This is a genomic window from Ruegeria sp. BHSB196 (assembly GCF_059613135.1).
Genome location: NZ_JBXWRY010000007.1, coordinates 86400 through 108705, shown reverse-complemented (window position 1 = coordinate 108705; position 22306 = coordinate 86400). Strand labels below are relative to the sequence as shown.

Annotated in this window: 21 protein-coding genes and 1 pseudogene; 8 read left to right on the top strand and 14 right to left on the bottom strand. The window is 62.5% G+C overall.

The window, feature by feature from the left end:
* Positions 1-85, top strand: a pseudogene (locus tag AC2FNJ_RS06505) (integrase); the annotation flags it as partial.
* Here the strand turns inward: AC2FNJ_RS06505 and AC2FNJ_RS06500 are convergent.
* Complete coding sequence (locus AC2FNJ_RS06500; RefSeq protein ID WP_496763359.1) at positions 73-1878, bottom strand: SulP family inorganic anion transporter; 1806 nt, start codon at positions 1876-1878, stop codon at positions 73-75. The pseudogene AC2FNJ_RS06505 and the gene AC2FNJ_RS06500 overlap by 13 nt on opposite strands.
* 142 nt (positions 1879-2020) lie before the next feature.
* Entirely contained in the window at positions 2021-3250 is a 1230-nt protein-coding gene (locus AC2FNJ_RS06495) for an acyl-CoA dehydrogenase (protein ID WP_496763358.1), read from the bottom strand.
* Between the two features lie 98 nt (positions 3251-3348).
* Between AC2FNJ_RS06495 and AC2FNJ_RS06490 the strand changes: the two genes are divergently transcribed.
* Positions 3349-4260: a LysR family transcriptional regulator gene (locus AC2FNJ_RS06490; protein ID WP_496763357.1), complete on the top strand. Its 912-nt coding sequence runs from the start codon at positions 3349-3351 to the stop codon at positions 4258-4260.
* Here the strand turns inward: AC2FNJ_RS06490 and phoB are convergent.
* The 10 genes from phoB to AC2FNJ_RS06440 all read right to left on the bottom strand — a co-directional run bounded on the left by phoB (position 4257) and on the right by AC2FNJ_RS06440 (position 13821).
* Positions 4257-4946 (bottom strand): phosphate regulon transcriptional regulator PhoB, encoded by a 690-nt coding sequence (gene phoB, locus AC2FNJ_RS06485; RefSeq protein ID WP_496763355.1) that lies wholly within the window; start codon positions 4944-4946, stop codon positions 4257-4259. The two genes, AC2FNJ_RS06490 and phoB, sit on opposite strands and share 4 nt — an antisense overlap.
* An 11-nt stretch (positions 4947-4957) precedes the next feature.
* Positions 4958-5659, bottom strand: coding sequence for a phosphate signaling complex protein PhoU (gene phoU, locus AC2FNJ_RS06480; RefSeq protein ID WP_496763354.1), 702 nt, complete (start codon positions 5657-5659; stop codon positions 4958-4960).
* A gap of 16 nt (positions 5660-5675) precedes the next feature.
* Complete coding sequence (pstB, locus tag AC2FNJ_RS06475) at positions 5676-6464, bottom strand: phosphate ABC transporter ATP-binding protein PstB (protein WP_496763352.1); 789 nt, start codon at positions 6462-6464, stop codon at positions 5676-5678.
* A 25-nt stretch (positions 6465-6489) separates the two neighbouring features.
* Positions 6490-7818: a phosphate ABC transporter permease PstA gene (pstA, locus tag AC2FNJ_RS06470; protein ID WP_496763351.1), complete on the bottom strand. Its 1329-nt coding sequence runs from the start codon at positions 7816-7818 to the stop codon at positions 6490-6492.
* Positions 7815-9287: a phosphate ABC transporter permease subunit PstC gene (gene pstC / locus AC2FNJ_RS06465; RefSeq protein WP_496763350.1), complete on the bottom strand. Its 1473-nt coding sequence runs from the start codon at positions 9285-9287 to the stop codon at positions 7815-7817. Before pstC ends, pstA begins: the two co-directional genes overlap by 4 nt.
* Before the next feature lie 92 nt (positions 9288-9379).
* Entirely contained in the window at positions 9380-10420 is a 1041-nt protein-coding gene (locus AC2FNJ_RS06460; RefSeq protein ID WP_496763348.1) for a substrate-binding domain-containing protein, read from the bottom strand.
* 184 nt (positions 10421-10604) lie between these two features.
* Positions 10605-11651: an ATP-binding protein gene (locus AC2FNJ_RS06455; protein ID WP_496763347.1), complete on the bottom strand. Its 1047-nt coding sequence runs from the start codon at positions 11649-11651 to the stop codon at positions 10605-10607.
* A 98-nt stretch (positions 11652-11749) separates the two neighbouring features.
* The gene (locus AC2FNJ_RS06450; RefSeq protein ID WP_496763346.1) at positions 11750-12274 is read right to left on the bottom strand and encodes a gamma carbonic anhydrase family protein; all 525 of its coding nucleotides are present in this window, start codon (positions 12272-12274) and stop codon (positions 11750-11752) included.
* Positions 12271-12912, bottom strand: coding sequence for a guanylate kinase (gene gmk / locus AC2FNJ_RS06445; RefSeq protein ID WP_496763344.1), 642 nt, complete (start codon positions 12910-12912; stop codon positions 12271-12273). Before gmk ends, AC2FNJ_RS06450 begins: the two co-directional genes overlap by 4 nt.
* A gap of 18 nt (positions 12913-12930) precedes the next feature.
* Positions 12931-13821 (bottom strand): YicC/YloC family endoribonuclease, encoded by an 891-nt coding sequence (locus AC2FNJ_RS06440; RefSeq protein WP_496763342.1) that lies wholly within the window; start codon positions 13819-13821, stop codon positions 12931-12933.
* 296 nt (positions 13822-14117) lie between these two features.
* On the opposite strand from AC2FNJ_RS06440, the gene AC2FNJ_RS06435 reads away from it, so the two are divergent.
* On the top strand, positions 14118-14741 hold the full coding sequence (locus AC2FNJ_RS06435; protein WP_496763341.1) for a PAS domain-containing protein: 624 nt from the start codon (positions 14118-14120) through the stop codon (positions 14739-14741).
* An 88-nt stretch (positions 14742-14829) separates the two neighbouring features.
* On the opposite strand, the gene AC2FNJ_RS06430 is transcribed toward AC2FNJ_RS06435, so the two are convergent.
* Complete coding sequence (locus AC2FNJ_RS06430) at positions 14830-16200, bottom strand: class II 3-deoxy-7-phosphoheptulonate synthase (RefSeq protein ID WP_496763339.1); 1371 nt, start codon at positions 16198-16200, stop codon at positions 14830-14832.
* A gap of 167 nt (positions 16201-16367) precedes the next feature.
* Between AC2FNJ_RS06430 and AC2FNJ_RS06425 the strand changes: the two genes are divergently transcribed.
* Positions 16368-17372, top strand: coding sequence for a GlxA family transcriptional regulator (locus AC2FNJ_RS06425; protein WP_496763338.1), 1005 nt, complete (start codon positions 16368-16370; stop codon positions 17370-17372).
* A 3-nt stretch (positions 17373-17375) separates the two neighbouring features.
* Here AC2FNJ_RS06425 and AC2FNJ_RS06420 read toward each other — a convergent pair whose 3' ends face one another.
* A complete protein-coding gene (locus tag AC2FNJ_RS06420) occupies positions 17376-18470 on the bottom strand; it encodes a PQQ-dependent sugar dehydrogenase (protein ID WP_496763336.1) in 1095 nt (364 codons plus the stop codon).
* A gap of 167 nt (positions 18471-18637) precedes the next feature.
* On the opposite strand from AC2FNJ_RS06420, the gene AC2FNJ_RS06415 reads away from it, so the two are divergent.
* From AC2FNJ_RS06415 to AC2FNJ_RS06400, 4 genes are all read left to right on the top strand, one after another.
* The gene (locus tag AC2FNJ_RS06415; RefSeq protein ID WP_496763335.1) at positions 18638-19819 is read left to right on the top strand and encodes an ABC transporter substrate-binding protein; all 1182 of its coding nucleotides are present in this window, start codon (positions 18638-18640) and stop codon (positions 19817-19819) included.
* Between the two features lie 137 nt (positions 19820-19956).
* Positions 19957-20745: an ABC transporter ATP-binding protein gene (locus AC2FNJ_RS06410; RefSeq protein WP_496763334.1), complete on the top strand. Its 789-nt coding sequence runs from the start codon at positions 19957-19959 to the stop codon at positions 20743-20745.
* Positions 20742-21575, top strand: a complete 834-nt coding sequence (locus AC2FNJ_RS06405) for an ABC transporter ATP-binding protein (RefSeq protein WP_496763332.1) — start codon at positions 20742-20744, stop codon at positions 21573-21575. Before AC2FNJ_RS06410 ends, AC2FNJ_RS06405 begins: the two co-directional genes overlap by 4 nt.
* 344 nt (positions 21576-21919) lie before the next feature.
* Entirely contained in the window at positions 21920-22249 is a 330-nt protein-coding gene (locus AC2FNJ_RS06400; protein ID WP_496763331.1) for a hypothetical protein, read from the top strand.
* Positions 22250-22306 lie beyond the last annotated feature (57 nt).

Genomic DNA, 22306 nt, shown 5'->3' with positions numbered 1-22306 from the left:
CCTTGGGTGGAAGACGCCGGCGGAGGTCTTCCGCGAGAAGATGATGGAAGAGATGGGCCAACGCCCCTACCCTCAGAAGGAATAGGAGTCGCAGTTCAAGTATCGCTCACACGCGACCGCACTCGAACGTGCACGCAATGTCTGAAAGGCATCATGCTGAGACAGAAACACCTTCCCCGTCAGGTGTTTCAGAAAATCGCTCCGGTCGAGACGGTCCATGACCGGACCTTTGACTTCGGACAGATGAAACCGAATGCCGAGATCCCTGAGCCGCTGATTGATAGTTTCGAGCGATTCCAGCGCACTCAGGTCGATTTCGTTGACCGCTGAACACATCAGGACCACGTGCTTGATCTGGTCGCGTTGCCGATGGACGCGCGCAAGGATCAGATCCTCCATGCGGCGCGCATTGGCGAAGTACAGGCTTTCGTCGATGCGGAGTGTCACGATGGTCGGATCGGTCAGCACCTCGTGACGGCAGACGTTCCGAAAATGCTCGCTGCCGGGCACCTGCCCGACTTCGGCGACATGCGGCCGCGCCGTCTTCCAGAGAAACAGCGCGAGGGAAACCGCGACACCGGAGGCAACCCCGATCTCGACACCAGCGCCCAACGTCAGCGCCATGGTGGCGAACACCGCCAGAAAATCCGCCTTTGAATAGTCCCAGGCACGTTTGAGGATGCCCAGGTCGACCAGCGACAACACCGCAACGATAATCGTGGCGGCAAGCGTCGCCTTGGGCAGGAAAAACAGAAGCGGCGTCAGTGCCAGCGCCGCCAGCAAGAGACCCGCCGCGGTAAAGGCGCCGGCGGCCGGCGTTTCGGCCCCGGCGTCGAAATTGACGACAGAGCGCGCGAAGCCACCGGTGACCGGATACCCGCCGGAAAGTGCCGAGGACAAGTTGGAGGCGCCCAGGGCGATCAATTCCTGGTTCGGTTCGATGCGCTGCCGCTTCTTCGAGGCCAGCGTCTGCGCGACAGACACGCTTTCGACATAGCCGATGACCGAAATCAGGAAGGCCGGGACGATCAGTTGCGCGATCATGTCCACGTCGACCCTCGGAAGTCCGATTGGTGGAAGACCGGTGGGAACCTGTCCGACCACGGCAACGCCATGGGCAGGCAGATTCAAGGCCCACGCCAGCATCGTGGTTCCGATCACTGCAAAGACCGGTCCGACCCGTGCGATCGTCGCCGCGGCTGGGTTCGAAATGCCGAATCCTTTGACAAGAAACCGTGCCAAGCCCCTGCGAACCCAGAAAAGAAATGCCAGAGCCATGCCACCAATCACCAGCGTCGCAACATTGGTCTGGCCAAACTGCGCGACAAGTTCGTGGATGATCTCGGGCAAAGCATGCCCCGACACCTGCACACCCAGGATATGCTTCAATTGGCCGGCTGCAATCAACAAGCCAGATGCCGAAATGAAGCCCGCAATGACCGGATGGGACAGCAGGTTGGACAGCGCGCCGAGGCGCAGGATGCCCATTCCCACCAGCATCAATCCGGACAACAACGCCAGCATGCCAGCTGCCGCTACATAATCTGTAATCGAGTTGAGACCGAGAGGCGCCAGGGCTGACGCCGTCATCAGCGACACGACGGCGACCGGACCCACCGCAAGCGCCCTGCTGGTTCCGAAGATGGCATAGACGACCAGCGGCAGGATCGAGGCGTAGAGCCCCACCTCGGCTGGCAATCCCGCCAGCAAGGCATAGGCCAGAGATTGCGGGATGAGCATGATCGTGACGATGGCCGCCGCGATGAGATCGCCCGTCAACTCCGTCCGGCCATAGGTCGGTGCCCAGTCAAAGATCGGAAGGTACTGGCGCAGCCTGTACATGCCCCGGAACACGGCCATCCCGTCGAGTCGCGCCATTGCCTGCCCCACCCTTCCTCGTGTTTCGCAATTCATATTCTCTTTTCGGAATATAAATATCGAAACCGGAATGTGAAGACCAAAAAGAAAACAGCGCGCCGAATTCCGGCGCGCCGTCTTGGTCTGACGATGACGATGCGAGTCAGAAAAAGGCCTGCAGTCCGGTTTGCGCGCGGCCCAGGATCAGCGCGTGGACATCGTGGGTTCCTTCATAGGTGTTCACGGTTTCCAGGTTCACCATGTGGCGGATCACCTGGAATTCCAGGGAAATGCCATTGCCCCCGTGCATGTCCCGCGCCATGCGCGCAATGTCCAACGCCTTGCCGCAGTTGTTGCGCTTGACGATGGATATCATCTCGGGCGCCGCGTTCGCCTCGTCCATCAGACGACCGACACGCAAACTGGCCTGCAGGCCAAGCGCGATTTCCGTTTGCATATCCGCCAGCTTGCGCTGAAAAAGCTGCGTCTGCGCCAGCGGCCTGTTGAATTGCTGCCGATCCAGCCCATATTGCCGGGCCGCATGCCAGCAACATTCGGCCGCCCCCATCGCGCCCCAGCTGATGCCATATCGGGCGCGGTTCAGACACCCGAACGGCCCTTTCAGGCCCTGCACATGCGGCAAGAGCGCGTCGTCGCCCACTTCGACACCATCCAGCACGATTTCACCGGTGACAGATGCGCGCAGGCTCAACTTGTTTGCGATCTTGGGCGCACTCAGGCCCTTTGCGCCCTTTTCCAGCACAAAGCCGCGGATCTTTCCGTCATGGGCATCCGACTTTGCCCAGACCACAAAGACATCCGCGATCGGCGCGTTCGAGATCCACATCTTGCTGCCGGTCAGCCGGTAGCCGCCATCGATCCTTTCCGCACGGGTCTTCATGCTCGCCGGATCGCTGCCCGCGTCCGGTTCTGTCAGCCCGAAACAGCCGATCCACTCGCCGCTCGCCAGTTTCGGCAGGTACTTGCGGCGCTGTTCTTCGCTGCCATAGGCATAGATCGGATACATCACCAACGAACTCTGTACCGACATCATCGAGCGATACCCTGAATCGACCCGCTCGACTTCCCGCGCCACCAGGCCATAGGCCACGTATCCGGCGCCGATGCCGCCATACTCTTCTGGTATGGTGGTGCCCAACAGCCCCATCTCGCCCATTTCACGAAAGATCTCGGGATCGGTTTCCTCGTTCTCGAACGCCTGCGTCACGCGCGGCTGGAGCTTTTCCTGGGCATAGGCACGCGCGCTGACCGAGATCATTCGTTCGTCTTCGGTCAGTTGCTCGGACAGGCGGAACGGGTCTTCCCAATCGAAGTTACCAAGCTCCGGGGCGTCCTTGGCGCGCAAGGCGGGTTTCGGCGAAGGGGCATTCATGGCACAACTCCTGAAATTTCGGTTTGCGCGCAAGGTATCTCAACAAAACCGCAAAAAACAGCGAGACTTTCGCATCGTTTCATGCGTTTATTGCATACATGACAACCCCACGGCGCCTGCTCCCATCGATTTCGTCCCTGCGCGCGCTCGAAGCTCTCGATCGGCTGGGTTCGGCTTCGGCCGTGGCCGAAGAATTGTCGCTGACCCAAAGCGCGGTCAGCCGGCAGTTGCAGTCGCTGGAGACCCAGCTCGGCGTCGATCTGATCCTGCGGGACAGGAAACGGTTGTCCCTGACACCGATCGCGCAGACCTATGTCGGGGAAATTCGCGAGGCTCTGAACCGCATCGCCCAGGCGTCGTTGCGCCTGCACGTCGCGCCGGTCGGCGGCACATTGAACCTTGCGATCCTGCCGACATTCGGAATGCGCTGGCTGGTGCCCCGACTGCCCGATTTCGCGCGCCGGCATCCCGATATCACCATCAACATGTCCACCCGGCTGCATCCGTTCAACTTTGCGTCAGAACCCTTTGATGCTGCTCTTCATTTTGGCGAGCCGGATTGGCCGGGCACTGAACGGCTTCTGCTGAAAACCGAGCGTGTCCTGCCCGTATGTGCGCCCGCGCTTCTGCCGAATGGCGCCCCCGGATCGCCGCAGGATCTGTTGCGTTTTCCGCTCTTGCACATTCAGACCCGACCACGGGCCTGGCAGGACTGGTTCGACCAGATGGGAGTTGCCCATCCCGACCCCCTGCCCGGCACGATCCACGACCAGTTCGCCACCATCAGTCAGGCGGCCATTCATGGCCTCGGCGTGGCTCTGCTGCCGAATTATCTGGTGGAACAGGATCTGGCGACCGGACGCCTGGTCGCCGCGTATCCGGACGCCGTGGAGACGGTCGGAGCCTATTATCTGGTCTGGCCGAAGTCTAAATCGTCCGATCCGTCCCTGCGGGCCTTGCGGCACTGGCTGGCCGCACAGGCCCAGCCGGAAGAGGCGTTGCCCCGCTAACCCAATGCGTAGCCGGCGCCACGCACCGTTCGCACCGGGTCGGTCCCGCCATGTTGGGTCAGCGCCTTGCGGAGGCGTCCGATATGCACGTCCACGGTTCGGGTATCGACATAGATGTCCCGTCCCCAGACCCGGTCGAGCAGTTGTTCCCGGCTCCATACCCGGCCGGGTTTTTCCATGAAGGTGCTGAGAAGCCGGAACTCCGTCGGCCCCAGCTTCAGCGGCTTGTCGCCCCGGCTGACCTTGTGGGTTTCGGCATCCAGAACGATGTCATCGAATTCCAGGCGCAACCCCACGGTCGAGGGCCGCACACGCCGCAACTGGCTGCGCACGCGGGCCATGAGTTCGACCACCGAGTAGGGTTTCACGACATAATCGTCGGCACCCGTTTCAAGGCCTCGAACCTTGTCAACTTCCTCGGTGCGCGCCGACAGCATGATGATCGGGATCGCGCGGGTTTCCGGCCTTGTCTTCAGCCGACGGCACACTTCGATCCCGCTGAGATTCGGCATCATCCAGTCGAGAACGATGATGTCCGGGTTGTCTTCGTCTACCAGCAGCAGTGCCTCGTCCCCGCTGGCCGCGCGCGATACCCGAAAGCCCTCGGCTTCGAGATTGTAGGCCAGAACCTCGCGCTGCGCGGGCTCATCCTCGACAACCAAAACTGTCGGTTGATCGGCGGACATTGCGGCCTCCTTCACATTGCCTGCGAGGTCGTGTCGGCCTTGGGCCGCGCTTCGGCGGGACGGTGCCCCGTCACCAGATAGACGACCTGTTCCGCGATCGCGGTCACGTGGTCGCCCATCCGCTCGATGTTCTTGGCGATGAAATGCAGGTGCATACATGCCGTGATGCTGCGCGGATCCTCGGCCATGAAGGTCAGAAGCTCGCGAAACAGACCGTTGTACATCTGATCGACCTCTCTGTCGCGTTCGATCACATCGGCGGCCAGCTCCGAGTCGCGCTGGATATAGGCGTCAAGTGCATCGCGCAGCATAAGCTCGACCTCGCGCGCCATGCGCCGCAGGGCGGAAGCGGTCCCGTTGATCTGGTTCGAGTCGACCAGGACAGTCGTGCGCTTTGCGATGTTCTTGGCATAATCGCCGATCCGCTCGAGGTTGGTCGAGACCTTCATGACCGAAAGGACCAGTCGCAAGTCGCCGGCGGTGGGCGCGCGCAACGCGATCAGCCGCGCGGTTTCTTCGTTGATGATCTCTTCCAACTCGTCGATCGCCTTGTCGCTCTTGCGGACTTCCTGCGCCAGTTCCTCGTCGCGGGTTTCCAGCGACCGCGCGGCAGCCATGATCGCCGCCTCGACCAGCCCGCCCATCTTCATGATGTGCGCCTGGACGGTTTCCAGATCCCGGTCGTAGACCGATGTGATGTGCTGTTCCGACATTTTCAGATACCTGTCCTCAGCCGATGCGGCCTGTGATGTAGCTTTCGGTACGGGGGTCTTCGGGATTGGTGAAGATTTGCCCGGTCTCACCGAATTCGACCAGATTGCCCAGATGGAAGAACGCGGTCTTCTGGCTGACCCGTGCGGCCTGCTGCATCGAGTGGGTCACGATCACCACCGAATACCGCTCGCGCAACTCGTCGATCAGTTCCTCGACCTGCGCCGTCGCGATCGGGTCAAGCGCCGAACAGGGCTCGTCCATCAGAAGGACTTCGGGTTCGGTCGCCACGGCACGCGCGATACAAAGGCGTTGCTGCTGTCCGCCCGACAGGCCGGTGCCGGGAGCGTCGAGACGATCCTTGACCTCATCCCAGATCGCGCCGCGACGAAGGGATTTCTCGACGATTTCATCAAGTTCCGCCTTGTTCTTGGCCAGACCGTGGATGCGCGGGCCATAGGCGACATTGTCATAGATCGACTTGGGGAACGGGTTCGGCTTCTGAAACACCATCCCGACCTTGGCCCGCAACTGGACCGGGTCCACACGTTTGTCGTAGATGTCCTCTCCATCAAGCTTGAACGATCCTTCGACGCGGGCAATGTCGATGGTGTCGTTCATCCGGTTCAGACAGCGCAAGAAGGTGGATTTGCCGCATCCGGAAGGGCCGATGAAAGCGGTCACGGTCTTGTCTTCGATGTCGACGTTGACATCCTTGATGGCGTGGGTGTCACCGTAATAGACTTGGCAATCACGGCATTCCAGCTTGATCTCCTTGCTGTCCACTTTTCTCTCCACTCGCGACATGTCGTTCATTTCTTCGCAGCCCTTCTTACCAGCGGCGCTCAAAGCGGCGGCGCAGGATGATTGCAACGATGTTCATAGTAAGCAGGAATATCAGCAGGATGATGATACCGCCCCAGGCTTTTTCGTAAAAGGATACATCGGCGCGCGCGGCCCAGGTGTAGATCTGCGCCGGCATGGCCGAGTTCGGCTCGGTGAAACCCGCGAGGAACCCGTCGGGATACCCGCGCGCGACAAAGCCCACCATTCCGATCAACAGCAGCGGCGCGGTTTCTCCCAGCGCCTGCGCAAGGCCGATGATGGTGCCGGTCAGAATGCCGGGCGCCGCAAGCGGCAAGACGTGGTGGAACACGGCCTGCATCTTCGACGCCCCGACCCCGAGCGCCGCATCGCGGATCGAGGGAGGCACCGCTTTCAGGGACGCCCGGGTCGAGATGATGATGGTGGGTAGGGTCATCAGCGTCAGCACCAGTCCGCCCACCAGCGGCGCCGATTGCGGCAGGTGCATGAACTGGATGAATACGGCCAGACCCAGAATGCCGAACACGATGGAGGGCACGGCGGCAAGGTTCGAGATATTCACCTCGATCAGGTCGGTGAAGCGGTTCTGCGGCGCGAATTCCTCAAGGTAGATCGAGGCCGCGACACCGATCGGCAGGGACAGCCCGAGAACCACGAGCATCATGAAGAACGACCCGACGACCGAAGCGCCGATGCCCGCGCCTCCCGGGTTGTCCACCCCCGAATCCGCGCCGGTGATGAACGGCCAGTTGAAAACCTGCTTGATGATGCCGGCCTGTTCCAGCGCATCCACCAGATCCAGATCGCTTTTCTGCAGGAACCTGCTGTCCTGCAGCGTGTCCCTGGACACGCGCCCCTTGTAGTATCCGTCCACCCGGCTCGAAGCCGCCAGGTCGAATTCCACCGGAATGCCCAGTTTGTCCGGGTTCTGACTGTAGAATGTCCGGATTGTACCACCGACCTTGCCAAGAATGCGATCGATCGCCGCTTCGTCGAAGTCGATCTCAAGCCCGCGTTCGTTGAGCTCCTTGTTCAACGCGGCAACGAAAAGGTTGGAATAGGCCTGCGTCTTGAACAGAGTGCCTTCCGCCTCCTCTCGCTCCTGTTCGGTCAGCGTGAAGTCCACGCTGACGACCGTCCGGGTAAAGGCCGGTATCCCTTCCGAAAGGATCGACGCAAACAGAACCACCAGAAAGAACAGCCCCGTTGCGATGGCCACGATCCCATAGGCGCGAAACCGCTTTTCGGCCTGGGCACGGCGGCGCGTGCGCGCGTCCGGGGCGGTGAGGGAAACGGAGCGGCCCGTGTCCGGGCTTTGCATGCTTGCATCGGTCATTCGTACTGCTCCCGGTATTTGCGCACGATGTAGAGGGCAAAGACGTTCAGGCCCAGGGTGAGGACGAAAAGCGTCATGCCGAGGGCGAACGCCACCAGCGCCTCGGGCGAGGCAAAGTCGGCGTCACCCGTCAGCTGGCTGACGATCTTGGCGGTCACCGTGGTCATGGCCTCGAACGGGTTCAGGCTGAGACGCGCGGCGGCGCCGGCGCCCAGAACCACGATCATGGTTTCCCCGATGGCGCGCGAGGCGGCCAGCAGGATCGCGCCGACGATACCCGGCAACGCCGCCGGCAGGACCACCTGTCGAATGGTTTCCGACTGGGTCGCACCCAGACCGTACGAACCGTCGCGCATCGACTGCGGCACGGCATTGATGATGTCGTCCGACAGCGAAGAGACAAAGGGGATGAGCATGATGCCCATCACGACGCCCGCGGTTATCACCGCGGTGCCGGCCTGCATCCAGCCAAGCCCGTCATCTCCGAAGACCCTGAGCAACAGCGGTCCGACCGTCAGCAGGGCAAACAGGCCGTAGACGATGGTCGGAATGCCGGCCAGCACTTCCAGCAGCGGCTTGGCGAAGGCGCGCACGCGCGGCGAGGCGTATTCGCTCAGATAGATCGCCGCGAACAGGCCGATGGGCACCGCCACCAGCAGCGCGACGATCGAGATGTAGAACGTGCCCCAGAGCAGCGGGATGACACCCAGGTCCGACGAACCGCCCCGTCCCGAGAAACTGGGCGCCCAGGTCAGGCCGAAGAAGAAATCCGAGGCCGGGTAGAGCTTGAAGAATTCCCAGGTATTGAACACCAGCGACAGGACGATGCCGATGGTCGTGAGAATGGCGATCGACGCAGCGGCAAGCAGCAGAAAGCGCACGCCCTGTTCGACCACGTTGCGCGCACGGAACTCGGCCCTGGTTTCCATCAATCCGAAGGCGGCCCCCGCCAGCGCCACCACGATCACCGCGACGGTCATGAACGTGTAACCGGTCGCATTCATGATCCGATAGCTCTGGGCGGCGCGCAGCACCGGTTGCGTGATGTTGGACGTGACCACCTGGCCGGCATCTTTCAGGCGTTGGGTCATGTCGGTGAAGTCTGCGCGCGCATTTCGGGCCAGATCTTCGGTGATGTCACCTTGAGCGACCGCGTTGTCCAGACCGCGCGCGGCCCGGCGGACCTCAGCCATGACGAGGCTGCGCGAGGAGCCTTCTTGCACCGCGCTGTCGGGGATCATGCCGGAAATCTGCGAATTGACATAGACCGGCTGCACCAGCAGCCAGATGATCAGTAGCCCGACGGCCGGCACCACCGCCTTGAGCGCGACGTTGGCACCGTAATAGGTCGGCAGGGAATGCATGTTCCGGCTGTCGCCGCCGGCGCTTTGAAACGCGCGCGACCGCCCCAGCACATATCCGACCGCCGCGATCGCGAGTACGATCAGGATGAGCCAAAAAATCGGCATGACGCCCCCACAGGTCTTGCTTGGAAACAATCCAAAGAAATGCTGGGGGCGACTTGTTTCGCCGCCCCCGGCGATGCGATTGCCGGACGGGCTTAGCTGCCCGAACCCATGGTCACGAGGTTGGCGATAGCGTCCTGGGTCTTGGCCAGTTCAGGATCGGAAACCAGACCGTAGTTTGCCAGCGGTCCCGAGGGGCCGGCGATTTCGTCAGCCACGAAGAACTGCGCGAATTCCTGCAGGCCGGGGATCACGCCGACATGGGCTTTCTTGACGTAGAAGAAGAGCGGGCGCGACACGGGGTATTCACCCGATGCGATGGTCTCGGTCGAAGGTGCGACGCCGCCCATGGTGGCCACTTTCAGCTTGTCGGTGTTGTTCTCGTAGAACGCCAGGCCGAACACGCCGATGCCGTTGGGATTGGTGTCGATGCGCGCCAGGGTTTCGGTATAGTCGCCGTCGATATCGACCGACTTGCCGTCGGTGCGCACGTCCAGGCATGCATCTTCGGCGTCGTCTTCGCTCATCCCGCCGGCGACCATGGCTTCCATCGCGCCGGTGGCTTCGCAGCCGGCCAGCAGAACCTTGTCTTCGAAGACTTCACGGGTGCCGTGCTTGGTGCCCGGGATGAACATGGCGATTTCGACATCCGGCAAGTCGCCATTGAACTCGGCCCAGCTGTTGTAGCTGTTGTCGACCAGCGCGCCGTCCTTCATGACCTTGGCGCCGATGGCGTTGTAGATGTCAGCCGGCTGGAACGCGGTGAATGCGGGGCCGGTCTGCTGGCTGGCAAAAACGATCCCGTCATATCCGATGCGCACTTCGATGATGTCGGTCACGCCGTTTTCGGCGCAGGCCTTGATTTCCTTTTCGCGGATCTTCCGCGATGCGTTCGCCACGTCGATGGTGTTTTCGCCAACACCTTCGCAGAAACGCTTCAGGCCGGCGGACGAGCCGCCCGATTCGACCACCGGCGTCGGGAAATCGGTGTTTTCGCCAAACAGTTCGGCAACGATCGACGCATATGGAAGTACGGTCGAAGAACCGGCAACTTGAACGTTGTCACGCGCCGCAGCAGCGGTTGCCGAAACGGCAGCGATTGCAAGTGCCGAAGCCGACAGTTTCACAAAGGACATTTCAGTCTCCTTGGTAAGGTTTTGTTGATCACCCCCATGATGATCCCGCGCGAACCCCTACGAGTCGCGCATGAGTGTTTTGTGACACTTGTGTAACAGTTTCATGACAGCGGCTGAAATTGCGGCGCCGATGACGCCAAGTCATAGCAAAACGGTCAAACGGATGCGTCCGGTTCCCGCGCGGTCATTGCGGCAGGATCACGGTGAACACGGACCCCTTGCCCAATTCGCTTTCGACACGCAGCCGACCCCGGTGCCGGTTCACGATATGCTTGACGATGGCCAGCCCCAGGCCGGTCCCGCCCAGTTGCCGCGACCGATGGCTGTCGGCGCGATAGAACCTCTCGGTCAGGCGCGGCAGATGCACCGCGTCGATGCCGGGCCCCTTGTCGATGACCTGGATCCGCGCCGCCGGGCCGCGCACGGCCGGGTCGCGATCCGAGACCGTGAGAACGGTCCGCACCTCGCCGCCGCTGCCGCCGTATTTTATCCCGTTTTCGATCAGGTTGGTAAAAACCTGGCGCAATTGGTCTACGTCGCCGGTGACCGTGACCGGCTCTTCCGGTGCTTCGAGCAGCAGTTCCACCCCGGCGCCTTCAGCCAGCGGCCGCAAGGAATTCAGGGTCGAACGCAGCTGCGCGGTCAGGTCGACCTGCTCTTTCGGCCGCACCCGTTCCTCGCTTTCGACGCGGTTGAGGGACAGAAGATCGCCGACCAGCCGGTTCATGCGATCCGCCTCGCCCGACATGATCTGAAGAAAGCGGTCGCGCGCGCCCGCATCCTCGCGGGCCGGGCCGCGCAGGGTCTCGATGAAACCCATCAGTGCCGTCAGGGGCGTCCGCAATTCGTGGCTGACATTGGCCACGAAGTCCCGACGCATCTGACCCGCCTGTTCCAGTTGGGTCACGTCCTTGAAACAGGCCAGAACCGCCCCGCTTTCCAGCGCCCCGTTCGCGGCCACATAGCGGCATTCGACTTCAAAGGTCGTGTCCTGGGCCCCGTCGTTGGACAGATGCCGGGTCTTGGTCGGGGTATGGGTTCTCAGGCATTGCTCGATGGCGTCGATGACCTGCGGCTGGCGCAGGATCGTGGCGAAGTGCCGGCCCGACATCTGATGACCCAGCAGCGTCTGGGCCTCGGGATTGGCCGCGATGATGCGCTCCGACGGGCCGACCAGCACGGCCGGCAGGGGAATCGCGTTCACGAATTCGGTCGGGATGTCGTCGGACATTCGGAGGCTCGGCGGCTGGGATCGTGGTTTCAGGCCAGATACAGTTGAAATGTGACGTTTTTTCGTGGCGTCGAGCGGCTCCGGCAGCCCAGTGCCCCCTAGTCTAGGGGCACCAAGGTGTCGCGAAACCGGCGCATGTTCTCCTGATAGTGCATCGCACTCCAGGTGATCCGCTCGGCCGTGGCATCATCGATCTGCCGAACGACCTTGCCCGGAGCCCCCATGACCAGCGAGTTGTCCGGAATCTCCTTGTTCTCGGTGATCAACGCCCCTGCCCCGATCAGGCAGTTCCGTCCGATCCGCGCCCCGTTGAGAACGATGGCCCCCATGCCGATCAGGGTATTGTCGCCGATGGTGCAGCCGTGCAGCATCACCTTGTGCCCGATCGTGCAGTTCCGCCCGATGGTCAATGGATACCCGGCATCGATATGCATCACGCAGTTTTCCTGTACGTTGCTGCCGGCCCCCACGCGGATCTCTTCGTGGTCGGCGCGTATGGTGCAACCGAACCAGACGGACGCTCCTGCTTCCAAAACGACCTTGCCGACAAGGTTGGCATCCGGTGCAACCCATGTGTCGGGATCGATCTGCGGCTTGTGCTCTCCCAGGGCATAGATGGTCATGACTTCTCCTCGAATTCGGTCTGCAGCGCGCGCACGTGATCCGTCAGTTTGGGCTGCTGGATGCGCCGCAGGCGCGTGGCGGTGACGATGGTCTTGAGCGCCTCTTCGGTCGCGTCCAGATCGTCGTTGATCAGAACGTGATCGTAGCTGCCCCAATGGCTGATTTCATCCCAGCTTTTCTGCATCCGGCGCGCGATCGTCTCCTTGTCGTCCTGCCCCCGCGATTCCAGCCTGCGGCGCAGTTCGCGGATCGACGGCGGCAGCAGGAAAATGGACAGGGTATGCGGACCCAGGTCCGAATTGCGGATCTGCTGCGCCCCCTGCCAGTCGATATCGAACAGAACGTCCTGACCGGCCTCGATCGCCGCTTTCACCGGACCCTTGGGAGACCCGTAGAAATTTCCGAAGACATGCGCATGTTCCAGCATCTCGCCCTTGGCGACGGCGGATTTGAAGGCGTCTTCGGTGACGAAGTGATAGTCCTGCCCATCCACCTCGCCGGGGCGCGGCGCGCGCGTCGTGGCCGAAACCGAAAACCGGATCGTCGGATCCCAGGCCCGCAGGCGCCGCGCCAGAGTGGATTTCCCCGCGCCCGACGGCGAGGACAGGATGATGAGAAGGCCCCGGCGATCTGCCATGATAACGTCGTCCCGTTTCTATTCCACGTTCTGCACTTGCTCGCGCATCTGGTCGATCACCGCCTTGAGCTCCAGCCCCAGCGCCGTCAACTCTGCGTTCTGCGACTTGGAGCAGAGCGTATTGGCCTCCCGATTGAATTCCTGCATCAGGAAATCCAGCTTGCGTCCCACCGGTCCGCCCTGATCCAGCAACCCCCGCGCAGCAGTGACGTGGGCGGCCAATCTGTCGATCTCTTCGGTCACATCCGCCTTGACCGCGATCAGGGCCAGTTCCTGTGCCACCCTGTCGGGATCGGCGGCGCCGGCATTTTCGAGCACCAGCGCAAGATTGGTCTTCACCGCCTCGGCCATCTGCGACCGCCGGGTCTCGGCCAGATCACCGGCTTGCCGCGTCAGCGTTTCGACCTGATCGAGTTGCGCGCGCAGGATCCGGGTCAGCGCGGCGCCTTCGCTTTCGCGCATGTCGAGAAACGACTGAAGCAAGCCGGCAAAGTCCGCTTGCAACTGTGCCACCAGCGGGGCCGCATCGTCGTCTTCGGACCCGCCGTCCAGCATGCCTTTCAGGCCCAGCAGGTCGGACGCCCGCGACGGGGTGAGCGACAGCCCCCGCGCCCTTGCCTGTTCCTCGGTTCTGGCGACGGCATCGAGCACGGCCGCGAGCGCGGCCTCGTTCAGCCTGAGTTCGGCGGCTCCCTCGCTGCGCGTGACCCGCAGCGTCAGCGTGATGTTGCCGCGATGCGCGGCCTTGGTGATCTGCGCACGCAACGCGTTTTCCAAGCCGCTCAACCAGTCGGGGATACGCAGACGCAGATCCAGCCCCTTGCCATTCACGCTGCGCAACTCCCAAGTCCACCGGTAAGGAGACAAGTCCCCCTTGCCCGAGGCGAAGCCGGTCATGGATCTGATCACTTTCACTTTCCTTTCGTCGCACCGCACGGGCCAAACGCTTGGCCGCACCTAAAGCCATAGCACCGGACAGGGCAAGCCCCCGTGCCGACCGGAACCAAGGTCCAAGTATTAACCAATCGTTAAGGTTTTGCTCCAAAATTTAATCGACCCGTGTCAGATTAAGGTTTGAGTAAGGCATTTGGCCTCCACGGCATTTCCGGATGCTCCGGGTTGTACAATCGCGATTGCAGGCGGGTGACATGGTGGGACGGTATTTGGTGAGCGACCCGAAACCCGGGTCGGGGAAAGTGATATCGATGGATCGGTTTCGCAGCGGGCGCAGCGTGTCGCCTCTTCGTCAGGCCGAAGCCTATTGGACGGCGATGCTGCCCGGTGCCGGCGTTCCAAGCCGATCCGACATCGATCCGCGCGGGCTCGAGAACATTCTGCACTACGCTTTCATCCTGGAACGGATCGCCCCGACCGTGGGGCGGTTCCGGCTGGCGGGCAGCCATCTGGTTGACCTGGCGGGAATGGAAATCCGCGGGATGCCGCTCAGCGCGTTCTTTTGCGCGGCCGCGCGCGCAACGCTGGCCGACACGTTGCGGCAGGTGTTCGAATCCCCCGGCATCGCAGAGTTCGAATTGGAAGCCGAGAAGCGGCTCGGCTCGCCCCGCGCTGAAGCCAGGATGATCCTCTTGCCGCTCAAAAGCGATCTGGGCGACGTGAGCCGGGCACTGGGCGTGCTGGTCGCGGACGGCCCGACCGGCAAGACGCCGGTGCGGTTCGGGATTGCCGATGTCCGGTTTCGGCCGGTGTCCGGCCTCGCCGCCAGGTCAGCGCCCAAGCCTCACGCGGCGGCCGGCCTTGCCGAAGTCCAAGCGCCCCTGTCGAGCCGGCGGCCGAAGCTGCGGCTGGTGGTCCCGCAACGCGACACCTGATCTCCTGGCCCGAGCACCGTGCTTGGGATGGAGCGGGCGCTCTCGCGCGCCCCACTCCGAGTGCGGCCGGCACGGTTCCGGCGTCGCTTCAGCTTGCGGCGCGTTTGTTGCGGTCGCGGCGCAGGTTGGTCAGTTCCTCGGCGACGAGGAATGCCAGTTCCAATGACTGGCTCGCATTCAGCCGCGGATCGCAGGCGGTATGATAGCGGTCCGAAAGATCCTCTTCGGTCACGGCCCGCACGCCGCCGGTGCATTCGGTGACGTCAAGCCCCGTCATCTCGAAATGCACGCCCCCGGGAACGGTGCCTTCGGCCTGATGCACATCGAAAAAGTCACGCACCTCGCGCAGGACGGATTCGAAGGGCCGGGTCTTGTAGCCGGTTGCCGACTTGATCGTGTTGCCGTGCATCGGGTCGCAGACCCATGTCACCGTGGCGCCTTCTTCCTTGACGGCCTGAATGAGGCGCGGCAGGTGCTCGCCGGCCTTGCCGGCACCGAACCGGGCGATCAGGGTCAGGCGCCCCTCTTCGTTCGCCGGGTTCAGTTTCTCCATCAGAACCTTCAGATCCTCGGCCGTCGTGGTCGGCCCGCATTTGAGCCCGATCGGGTTCAGGACACCGCGGCAGAACTCCACATGCGCCCCGTCGGGCTGGCGGGTGCGGTCGCCGATCCAGATCATGTGCCCGGAACCGGCCAGCCAGTTGCCGGAGGTCGAGTCGAGACGCGTCAACGCCTCTTCGTATTCCAGCAGCAGACCCTCGTGGCTTGTGTAGAATTCCACGGTCGAGAATTCATGCGTCGTATCGGCGGTGATGCCCGCGGCGCCCATGAAATCGATGGAATCCTGTATCCGGTCGGCAATCTCGGAGTATTTCTGAACATCCTGATCGTCCGTGAAGCCCAGGGTCCAGGAATGCACCCGGCTCATGTCCGCGAAGCCGCCGGTCGAGAAGGCCCGAAGCAGATTCAGGGTGGCGGCCGCCTGTGTGTAGGCTTGCAGCATCTTCGCCGGTTTCGGCTCGCGCGCCTCGGGCGTGAAGGCCAGTTCGTTGATGATGTCGCCGCGGTAGCTCGGGAGTTCGACGCCATCGACCACCTCGGTCGGCGCGCTGCGCGGTTTGGCGAACTGACCGGCCATGCGACCGACCTTGATCACCGGAACCTTGGCGCCGTAGGTCAGTACCATCGCCATCTGCAGCATGACCTTGAACGTGTCGCGGATGGAATCGGCACTGAACTGTTCGAAACTTTCGGCGCAGTCGCCGCCCTGCAGCAGGAACGCCTCGCCGCGCCCGGCGGCCCCCAGATGCTGTTTCAAACGCCGCGCCTCGCCGGCAAAGACCAGCGGCGGATACTTGGATAGCTGCGCCTCGATCTGGGCCAGTTCGGCCGGATCGTTGTACTCGGGCATCTGAACCCGCGGCTTGGTGCGCCAGCTCGTCTTTTGCCACTCGGTCATAGCTTTTCTCCGCTCAGGTCGTTCAGGGGGCCTCTATACAAAATGCATTGCGAAGTGACCATATCCCTTTTGCGCCTCTTGACGCCGCAAACAAGCTCTGAGCATGTTGGCTGCCATATTCGCCAAGCCCGCGCTGCGCGTCACGCCGAACCCAGGGATCACCCGCCATGAAAGAGCAACGCCAAGTTGTCGAAGTGGAGAACGCACAGGCCAAGCCAAAGCGTTACGTCTTTGTGCTTCTGGACAAATTCTCGCTGCTGTCCTTCGCATCCGCGCTCGACAGTCTGCGGATCGCGAACCGGATGGCGGACAGGGCGCTTTATACCTGGCACTTGGTCGGCGAAGGGGGCGAGGTGGCCATGTGCTCGGCCGGTACGTCCTTTCAGCTGGACGACGATCTGGAAGACCTCTCGCGCGAGGATGTCGTTCTGGTCTGTGGCGGCGTCGATGTTCAGAAGGCGGCCACCAAGAGGATGCTGAACTGGCTGCGGCGCGAGGCCCGCAAGGGCATCCGAATGGGCGGCCTGTGCACTGGCGCCTATGTGTTGGCGAAGGCCGGACTGCTGGACGGAAAGCGCGCCACGATCCATTGGGAAAACGCCGACAGTTTCACCGAGGAATTCGAGAATGTGGAACTCACCAAATCCGTGTTCCTGATCGACGGAAACCGGATGACGACGGCGGGCGGCACCTCGTCCATCGACCTGCTGCTGAAGCTCATCGCCGACGACTATGGCGAGGAACTGGCCAACGCGGTGGCGGATCAGATGATCTATTCCTCGATCCGGACCGATCAGGACACCCAGCGCCTGTCCACGCCGACCCGGATCGGCGTTCGCCATCCCAAGCTGAGCCAGGTCATCCAGATGATGGAAAAGAACATCGAGGAGCCGATTTCGCCCTCGATCCTGGCCAAGGACGTGGGCATGTCCACCCGGCAGCTGGAACGGTTGTTCCGGCGTTATCTGAACCGGTCGCCCAAGCGTTACTACATGGAACTCCGGTTGCAGAAAGCCCGCAATCTGCTGATGCAGACCGACATGAGCGTGATCAACGTCGCGCTCGCCTGCGGCTTTGCCAGCCCGTCGCATTTCTCGAAATGCTACCGGGCGCATTACAACACCACCCCTTATCGCGAGCGTGGAGCGCAGGCCTCGCGCCTGTCGATCTGACCTTCAGTCCGGCGTCATCCGGTACACCGCCCCCTGCCCCACGGAAATGAACCAGATGGAACCGTCCGGAGCCTCCACGATATCGCGCACCCGTTCCGTCTGGGGGCCTTTGATCTGCTCGACCTCGCGCAGGGGGCGCCCGTCCAGCCGGGCGATGTAGTCGAACTTCAGCGATCCGACAAAGATGTCGCCTTTCCACTCGGGCCAGAGCTTGCCCGAATACACCAGCAACCCCGAAGGCGCGATCGAGGGATCCCAATAGAATTCCGGCTGTTCCATTCCGGGTTTGGAGGTGCCTTCGCCGATCTTCGCGCCGGAATAATGTACGCCGTAGGAAATGACCGGCCATCCGTAGTTGGCGCCTTTTTGGACGCGGTTGATCTCGTCACCGCCGCGCGCGCCATGTTCCGCCGTCCAGAGCTGCCCGCTGGCATCGAGCCCCGCCCCCTGCACGTTGCGATGTCCGAAGGACCAGATCTCGGGCCGAACCCCCTGCTGCCCCACAAAGGGATTGTCCTGCGGAACCGATCCGTCCCGACGGATACGCACGATCGTACCGTTGTGGTTCGACCTGTCCTGCGCCGAGGGCCGGTCGCCCCGATCCCCCAGGGTGACGAACAGGGCGCCGTCGTCCGCCTCGACCACCCGGCTGCCGAAATGGCGCCCGCCCGAAAACCCGGCCGCGGCCTCGAAGATCGTGCGCGTATCCGTCAGCCGCTCGCCGTCCTCGCTGAGTCGGCCGACGGCCAGTGCGGTTCCGGCTCCGCCGCGCTGCGGTTTGGCATAGGTCAGAAACACCTCGCGGCTGCGCGCGAAATCGCGGGGGATCGTCACGTCCAGCAACCCGCCCTGCCCCGAGGCCTTGACTTTGGGCACGCCCGTCACCGGTGTGACCGCGCCATCGGCCACATGGAGAAGCCGGCCATCGCGCTCGGTCACCAGCAGACCGCCTCCCGGTAGCAGTCCGATCGCCCAGGGCGTGTCCAGACCGGACACGACCTTGGTCAGCCGGACCGGACCGGCGCTGGTTTGCAGCGACTCGGCCGTGGCACCGGCCGCCAGGCACATCCACATGAGAATCAACATAAACAAGCGCATACCCGCATCCTCCGTCCTTTGGCTCTCCGGCTGGATGACCGGACAAAACCATGAAATCAAATGAGTTATCCGGGGCATAGGCACATTTTCGTTAGGACTTTTCTTTTGGCGACAGCTTGCCTAGGGTCTCAGGCAGAACGATCACGTTCCAACAAGGGAGTAACCATATGAAAAAGCTGCTTACAGCGACTGCAGCAACGGCGCTCTTGGCCGGTGCGGCGATGGCCGAAGACGTCAAGATCGGCGTCATTCTGGGCTTCACGGGTCCGATCGAATCGCTGACCCCGTCCATGGCCGACGGCGCCGAACTGGCGATGAAGGAAGTCACCGACAGCGGCCTTCTGCTGGACGGGGCCACCGTGACCTCGGTGCGGGCCGACTCGACCTGCGTCGATGCCGGCGCGGCCACGGCCGCAGCCGAACGTCTCGTGACCTCGGACAAGGTCGACGGAATCATGGGCGCGGATTGCTCGGGCGTGACCGGCGCGATCCTGTCGAACGTCGCCGTGCCCAACGGCGTGGTCATGATCTCGCCCTCCGCGACATCTCCGGGCCTGTCCGATGCCGAGGACAACGGTCTCTTCTTCCGCACCGCACCGTCTGACGCCCGTCAGGGTGTCGTGATGACCGAAGTGCTGATGGAGGAAGGCATCGACACCGTGGCGGTGACCTATACCAACAACGACTACGGCAAGGGCCTGGCGGACAGCTTCCAGCAGGCGTTCGAGGCCGCGGGCGGCACCGTCACCATCTCGGCGGCACATGAAGACGGCAAGGCCGACTATTCGGCCGAAGTCGGCGCACTGGCGGCGGCCGGTGGCGATCGCCTGGTCGTGGCCGGCTATGTCGATCAGGGCGGGTCGGGCATCGTCCGCGCTGCCATCGACACAGGGGCTTTCGATACCTTCCACTTTCCCGACGGCATGATCGGCGCCCAATTGGAAGCGAACTTCGGGTCCGAGATCGACGGCTCGACCGGTCAGCATCCGGGCACCGACAGCCCCGGTGTGGCCAAGTATGAGGAACTGGTCGGCGGCGCATTCGACGCGACCTCGCCCTTCACCCCCGAAGCCTACGATGCCGCAGCCCTGATCATGCTCGCCATGCAGGCGGCCGGCTCCAAGGACTCGGCAGTCTACAAGGACAAGGTGATGGAAGTCGCCAACGCTCCGGGTGAAAAGATCTATCCGGGTGAACTGGCCAAGGCGCTGCAGATCCTCAAGGACGGCGGCGATGTCGATTACGTCGGCGCGACTGCGGTCGAACTGATCGGGCCCGGTGAAAGCGCGGGCAACTATCGCCAGATCAAGATCGAAGACGGCAAGATCACCACGGCCAAGTACCGGTGATCCCGGCCAAACCATAGTTCCGAACGGCCCGGGCCTTGTGTCCGGGCCGTTTCAATGACAAAAGGCCGCACCCCGGACGGGGATGGGGCAATAAACAACAGGGCCGCAAAGACAATGGAAGGCGGCTAGGGGAAAACATGATCGTCGTCGAAGACGTGCACAAGCATTTCGGCGGTTTCCACGCGGTTGACGGAGCGTCTTTGGAAATCGCCAAGGGTTCCATTACCGGGCTGATCGGTCCGAACGGAGCCGGAAAAACCACTCTGTTCAACGTCATCGCTGGCGTTCTGCCGCCGACCAGTGGCAGGGTCACGATGGATGGCGAAGACATCACCGGCCTGCCGCCGCATGAGCTGTTTCACAAGGGCCTGCTGCGGACCTTTCAGATCGCGCATGAATTCTCGACCATGACCTGCCGCGAGAACCTGATGATGGTCCCGGGCGGCCAGTCCGGGGAATCGCTGTGGAACACCTGGTTCGGGCGCAGGCGCATCGCGGACGAGGAACGCGCGCTGCGGGCGAAGGCGGACGAGGTTCTGGAATTTCTGACCATCGAGCATTTGGCCGATCACAAGGCCGGCCAGGTTTCCGGCGGACAGAAGAAACTGCTGGAACTCGGCCGCACGATGATGGTGGACGCCAAGATCGTCTTTCTGGATGAGGTCGGCGCCGGTGTGAACCGCACGCTGCTCAATACCATCGGCGATGCCATCGTGCGTCTGAACAAGGAACGCGGATACACCTTTGTCGTCATCGAGCACGACATGGACTTCATCGGCCGCCTTTGCGATCCGGTGATCTGCATGGCCGAGGGCAAGGTTCTGGCCGAAGGCACGCTGGAGGAAATCAAGGCCAACGAGCACGTCATCGAAGCCTATCTCGGCACCGGCCTGAAGAACCGTGACAAGCTGGAGGCGGGCGCATGAGCGGCAACCCGTATCACGACGATCGCGGCAACAAGGACGAAACGATCACCAATACCAGAGGCATGGGAACGATGACGCCGGCGCATCGCGACAGCGGCGAAAGCTACTATGTCGGGGGCGGCGGCCCTTTCCTGATCGGCGACACGATGACCGGCGGCTATGGCAAGGGTCCGGACATTCTGCACGATTGCACCATCGCGGTGGACAAGGGCGAGATCGCCGTGATCGTCGGCCCCAACGGCGCCGGGAAATCGACGGCGATGAAGGCCGTGTTCGGAATGCTCGACGTGCGCTCGGGCTCGGTCCGCCTGGATGGCGAGGACATCACGAATCTCAGCCCGCAGGACCGCGTGGCCAAGGGCATGGGCTTTGTCCCGCAGACGTCGAACATCTTCACGTCGATGACGGTGGAAGAGAACCTCGAAATGGGGGCCTTCATTCGCACCGACGATTATTCCGACACGATGGAGCAGGTCTATGACCTGTTTCCGATCCTCCGCGAGAAACGGCACCAGGCGGCGGGCGAACTGTCGGGCGGCCAGCGTCAGCAGGTGGCGGTGGGCCGTGCGCTGATGACCAAGCCCAAGGTTCTGATGCTCGACGAACCCACGGCAGGCGTTTCGCCCATCGTGATGGACGAATTGTTCGACCGGATCATCGAGGTTAGCCGTACCGGCCTGCCGATCCTGATGGTGGAACAGAACGCGCGCCAGGCGCTTGAGATCGCGGACAAGGGGTATGTTCTGGTGCAGGGACGCAATGCCTATACCGGGACCGGCAAGGAGCTTCTGGCCGATCCCGAAGTGCGCAAGTCGTTTCTGGGCGGGTGACGGTTCCGGTGTCATCCGGCGGCCGCGGCGAATGCGGCAGAAACGGGACGCCTGATCGCGTCCCGTGCGGGGACGATTGGCCCGCAAGACCGGCAACCGGTTGTTTTTCAAGACACGCATGGGTGTGCGAGCGGGTGCAAAATAAGGGAACGGGGATCAGAAATTTGTCCAGCATAGGATGTAATCCCGTCACATTCCTTTCCTATCGCGGGCATGTGCCGCGGGGGTCTTCCCACCCGGCCACCGGCCGCGACAGGGTCGCGGTCCGGTCTCGAACCCGCAACCGGACTGCCGGGCAATTCAGGCCGGCATCCATCAGCAGACGCACCCAGGAACGAACCGACATGAAGAAAATCGTGCTGCCCGCCATCGCAAGCCTTCTGGCCACATCCGCCGTTGCCGAAGAGCGGAATTTCATTTGCACATCGGATATCAACGGCACCGAAATCCGCCTGCACAAGAACAAGGACGAATACAAGGGAACCGTCGAGACCAAGGATGTGTCCGGCGACGCCACCGTTTTTCGCGGCATGGGATCGCTGGCCTTTCTGCATATTGCCGACCAGAACGTGATGACGTTCTTCGTCAATTTCGCCGACATGAGCTACGATCTTTCGATCCGGGGGCCACGGGCCGGAAACGATCGCGGCACCTGCAAGGAGGTCAGCTCTTGAGCCTCGCCAAGGCAAACCGATCGAATGACGGCGCGAGGTGCCGTGCGCCGGGCGGCG

Coding starts and splice junctions, on each gene's coding strand:
- AC2FNJ_RS06495 (WP_496763358.1), bottom strand. CDS start 3,250: ATGAATGCCCCTTCGCCGAAACCCGCCTTGCGCGCCAAGGACGCCCCG.
- AC2FNJ_RS06435 (WP_496763341.1), top strand. CDS start 14,118: ATGGATCGGTTTCGCAGCGGGCGCAGCGTGTCGCCTCTTCGTCAGGCC.
- pstB (WP_496763352.1), bottom strand. CDS start 6,464: ATGTCGCGAGTGGAGAGAAAAGTGGACAGCAAGGAGATCAAGCTGGAA.
- AC2FNJ_RS06420 (WP_496763336.1), bottom strand. CDS start 18,470: ATGCGCTTGTTTATGTTGATTCTCATGTGGATGTGCCTGGCGGCCGGT.
- AC2FNJ_RS06410 (WP_496763334.1), top strand. CDS start 19,957: ATGATCGTCGTCGAAGACGTGCACAAGCATTTCGGCGGTTTCCACGCG.
- AC2FNJ_RS06450 (WP_496763346.1), bottom strand. CDS start 12,274: ATGACCATCTATGCCCTGGGAGAGCACAAGCCGCAGATCGATCCCGAC.
- gmk (WP_496763344.1), bottom strand. CDS start 12,912: ATGGCAGATCGCCGGGGCCTTCTCATCATCCTGTCCTCGCCGTCGGGC.
- AC2FNJ_RS06400 (WP_496763331.1), top strand. CDS start 21,920: ATGAAGAAAATCGTGCTGCCCGCCATCGCAAGCCTTCTGGCCACATCC.
- AC2FNJ_RS06425 (WP_496763338.1), top strand. CDS start 16,368: ATGAAAGAGCAACGCCAAGTTGTCGAAGTGGAGAACGCACAGGCCAAG.
- AC2FNJ_RS06405 (WP_496763332.1), top strand. CDS start 20,742: ATGAGCGGCAACCCGTATCACGACGATCGCGGCAACAAGGACGAAACG.
- pstA (WP_496763351.1), bottom strand. CDS start 7,818: ATGACCGATGCAAGCATGCAAAGCCCGGACACGGGCCGCTCCGTTTCC.
- AC2FNJ_RS06490 (WP_496763357.1), top strand. CDS start 3,349: ATGACAACCCCACGGCGCCTGCTCCCATCGATTTCGTCCCTGCGCGCG.
- phoU (WP_496763354.1), bottom strand. CDS start 5,659: ATGTCGGAACAGCACATCACATCGGTCTACGACCGGGATCTGGAAACC.
- phoB (WP_496763355.1), bottom strand. CDS start 4,946: ATGTCCGCCGATCAACCGACAGTTTTGGTTGTCGAGGATGAGCCCGCG.
- pstC (WP_496763350.1), bottom strand. CDS start 9,287: ATGCCGATTTTTTGGCTCATCCTGATCGTACTCGCGATCGCGGCGGTC.
- AC2FNJ_RS06455 (WP_496763347.1), bottom strand. CDS start 11,651: ATGTCCGACGACATCCCGACCGAATTCGTGAACGCGATTCCCCTGCCG.
- AC2FNJ_RS06460 (WP_496763348.1), bottom strand. CDS start 10,420: ATGTCCTTTGTGAAACTGTCGGCTTCGGCACTTGCAATCGCTGCCGTT.
- AC2FNJ_RS06415 (WP_496763335.1), top strand. CDS start 18,638: ATGAAAAAGCTGCTTACAGCGACTGCAGCAACGGCGCTCTTGGCCGGT.
- AC2FNJ_RS06430 (WP_496763339.1), bottom strand. CDS start 16,200: ATGACCGAGTGGCAAAAGACGAGCTGGCGCACCAAGCCGCGGGTTCAG.
- AC2FNJ_RS06500 (WP_496763359.1), bottom strand. CDS start 1,878: ATGGCGCGACTCGACGGGATGGCCGTGTTCCGGGGCATGTACAGGCTG.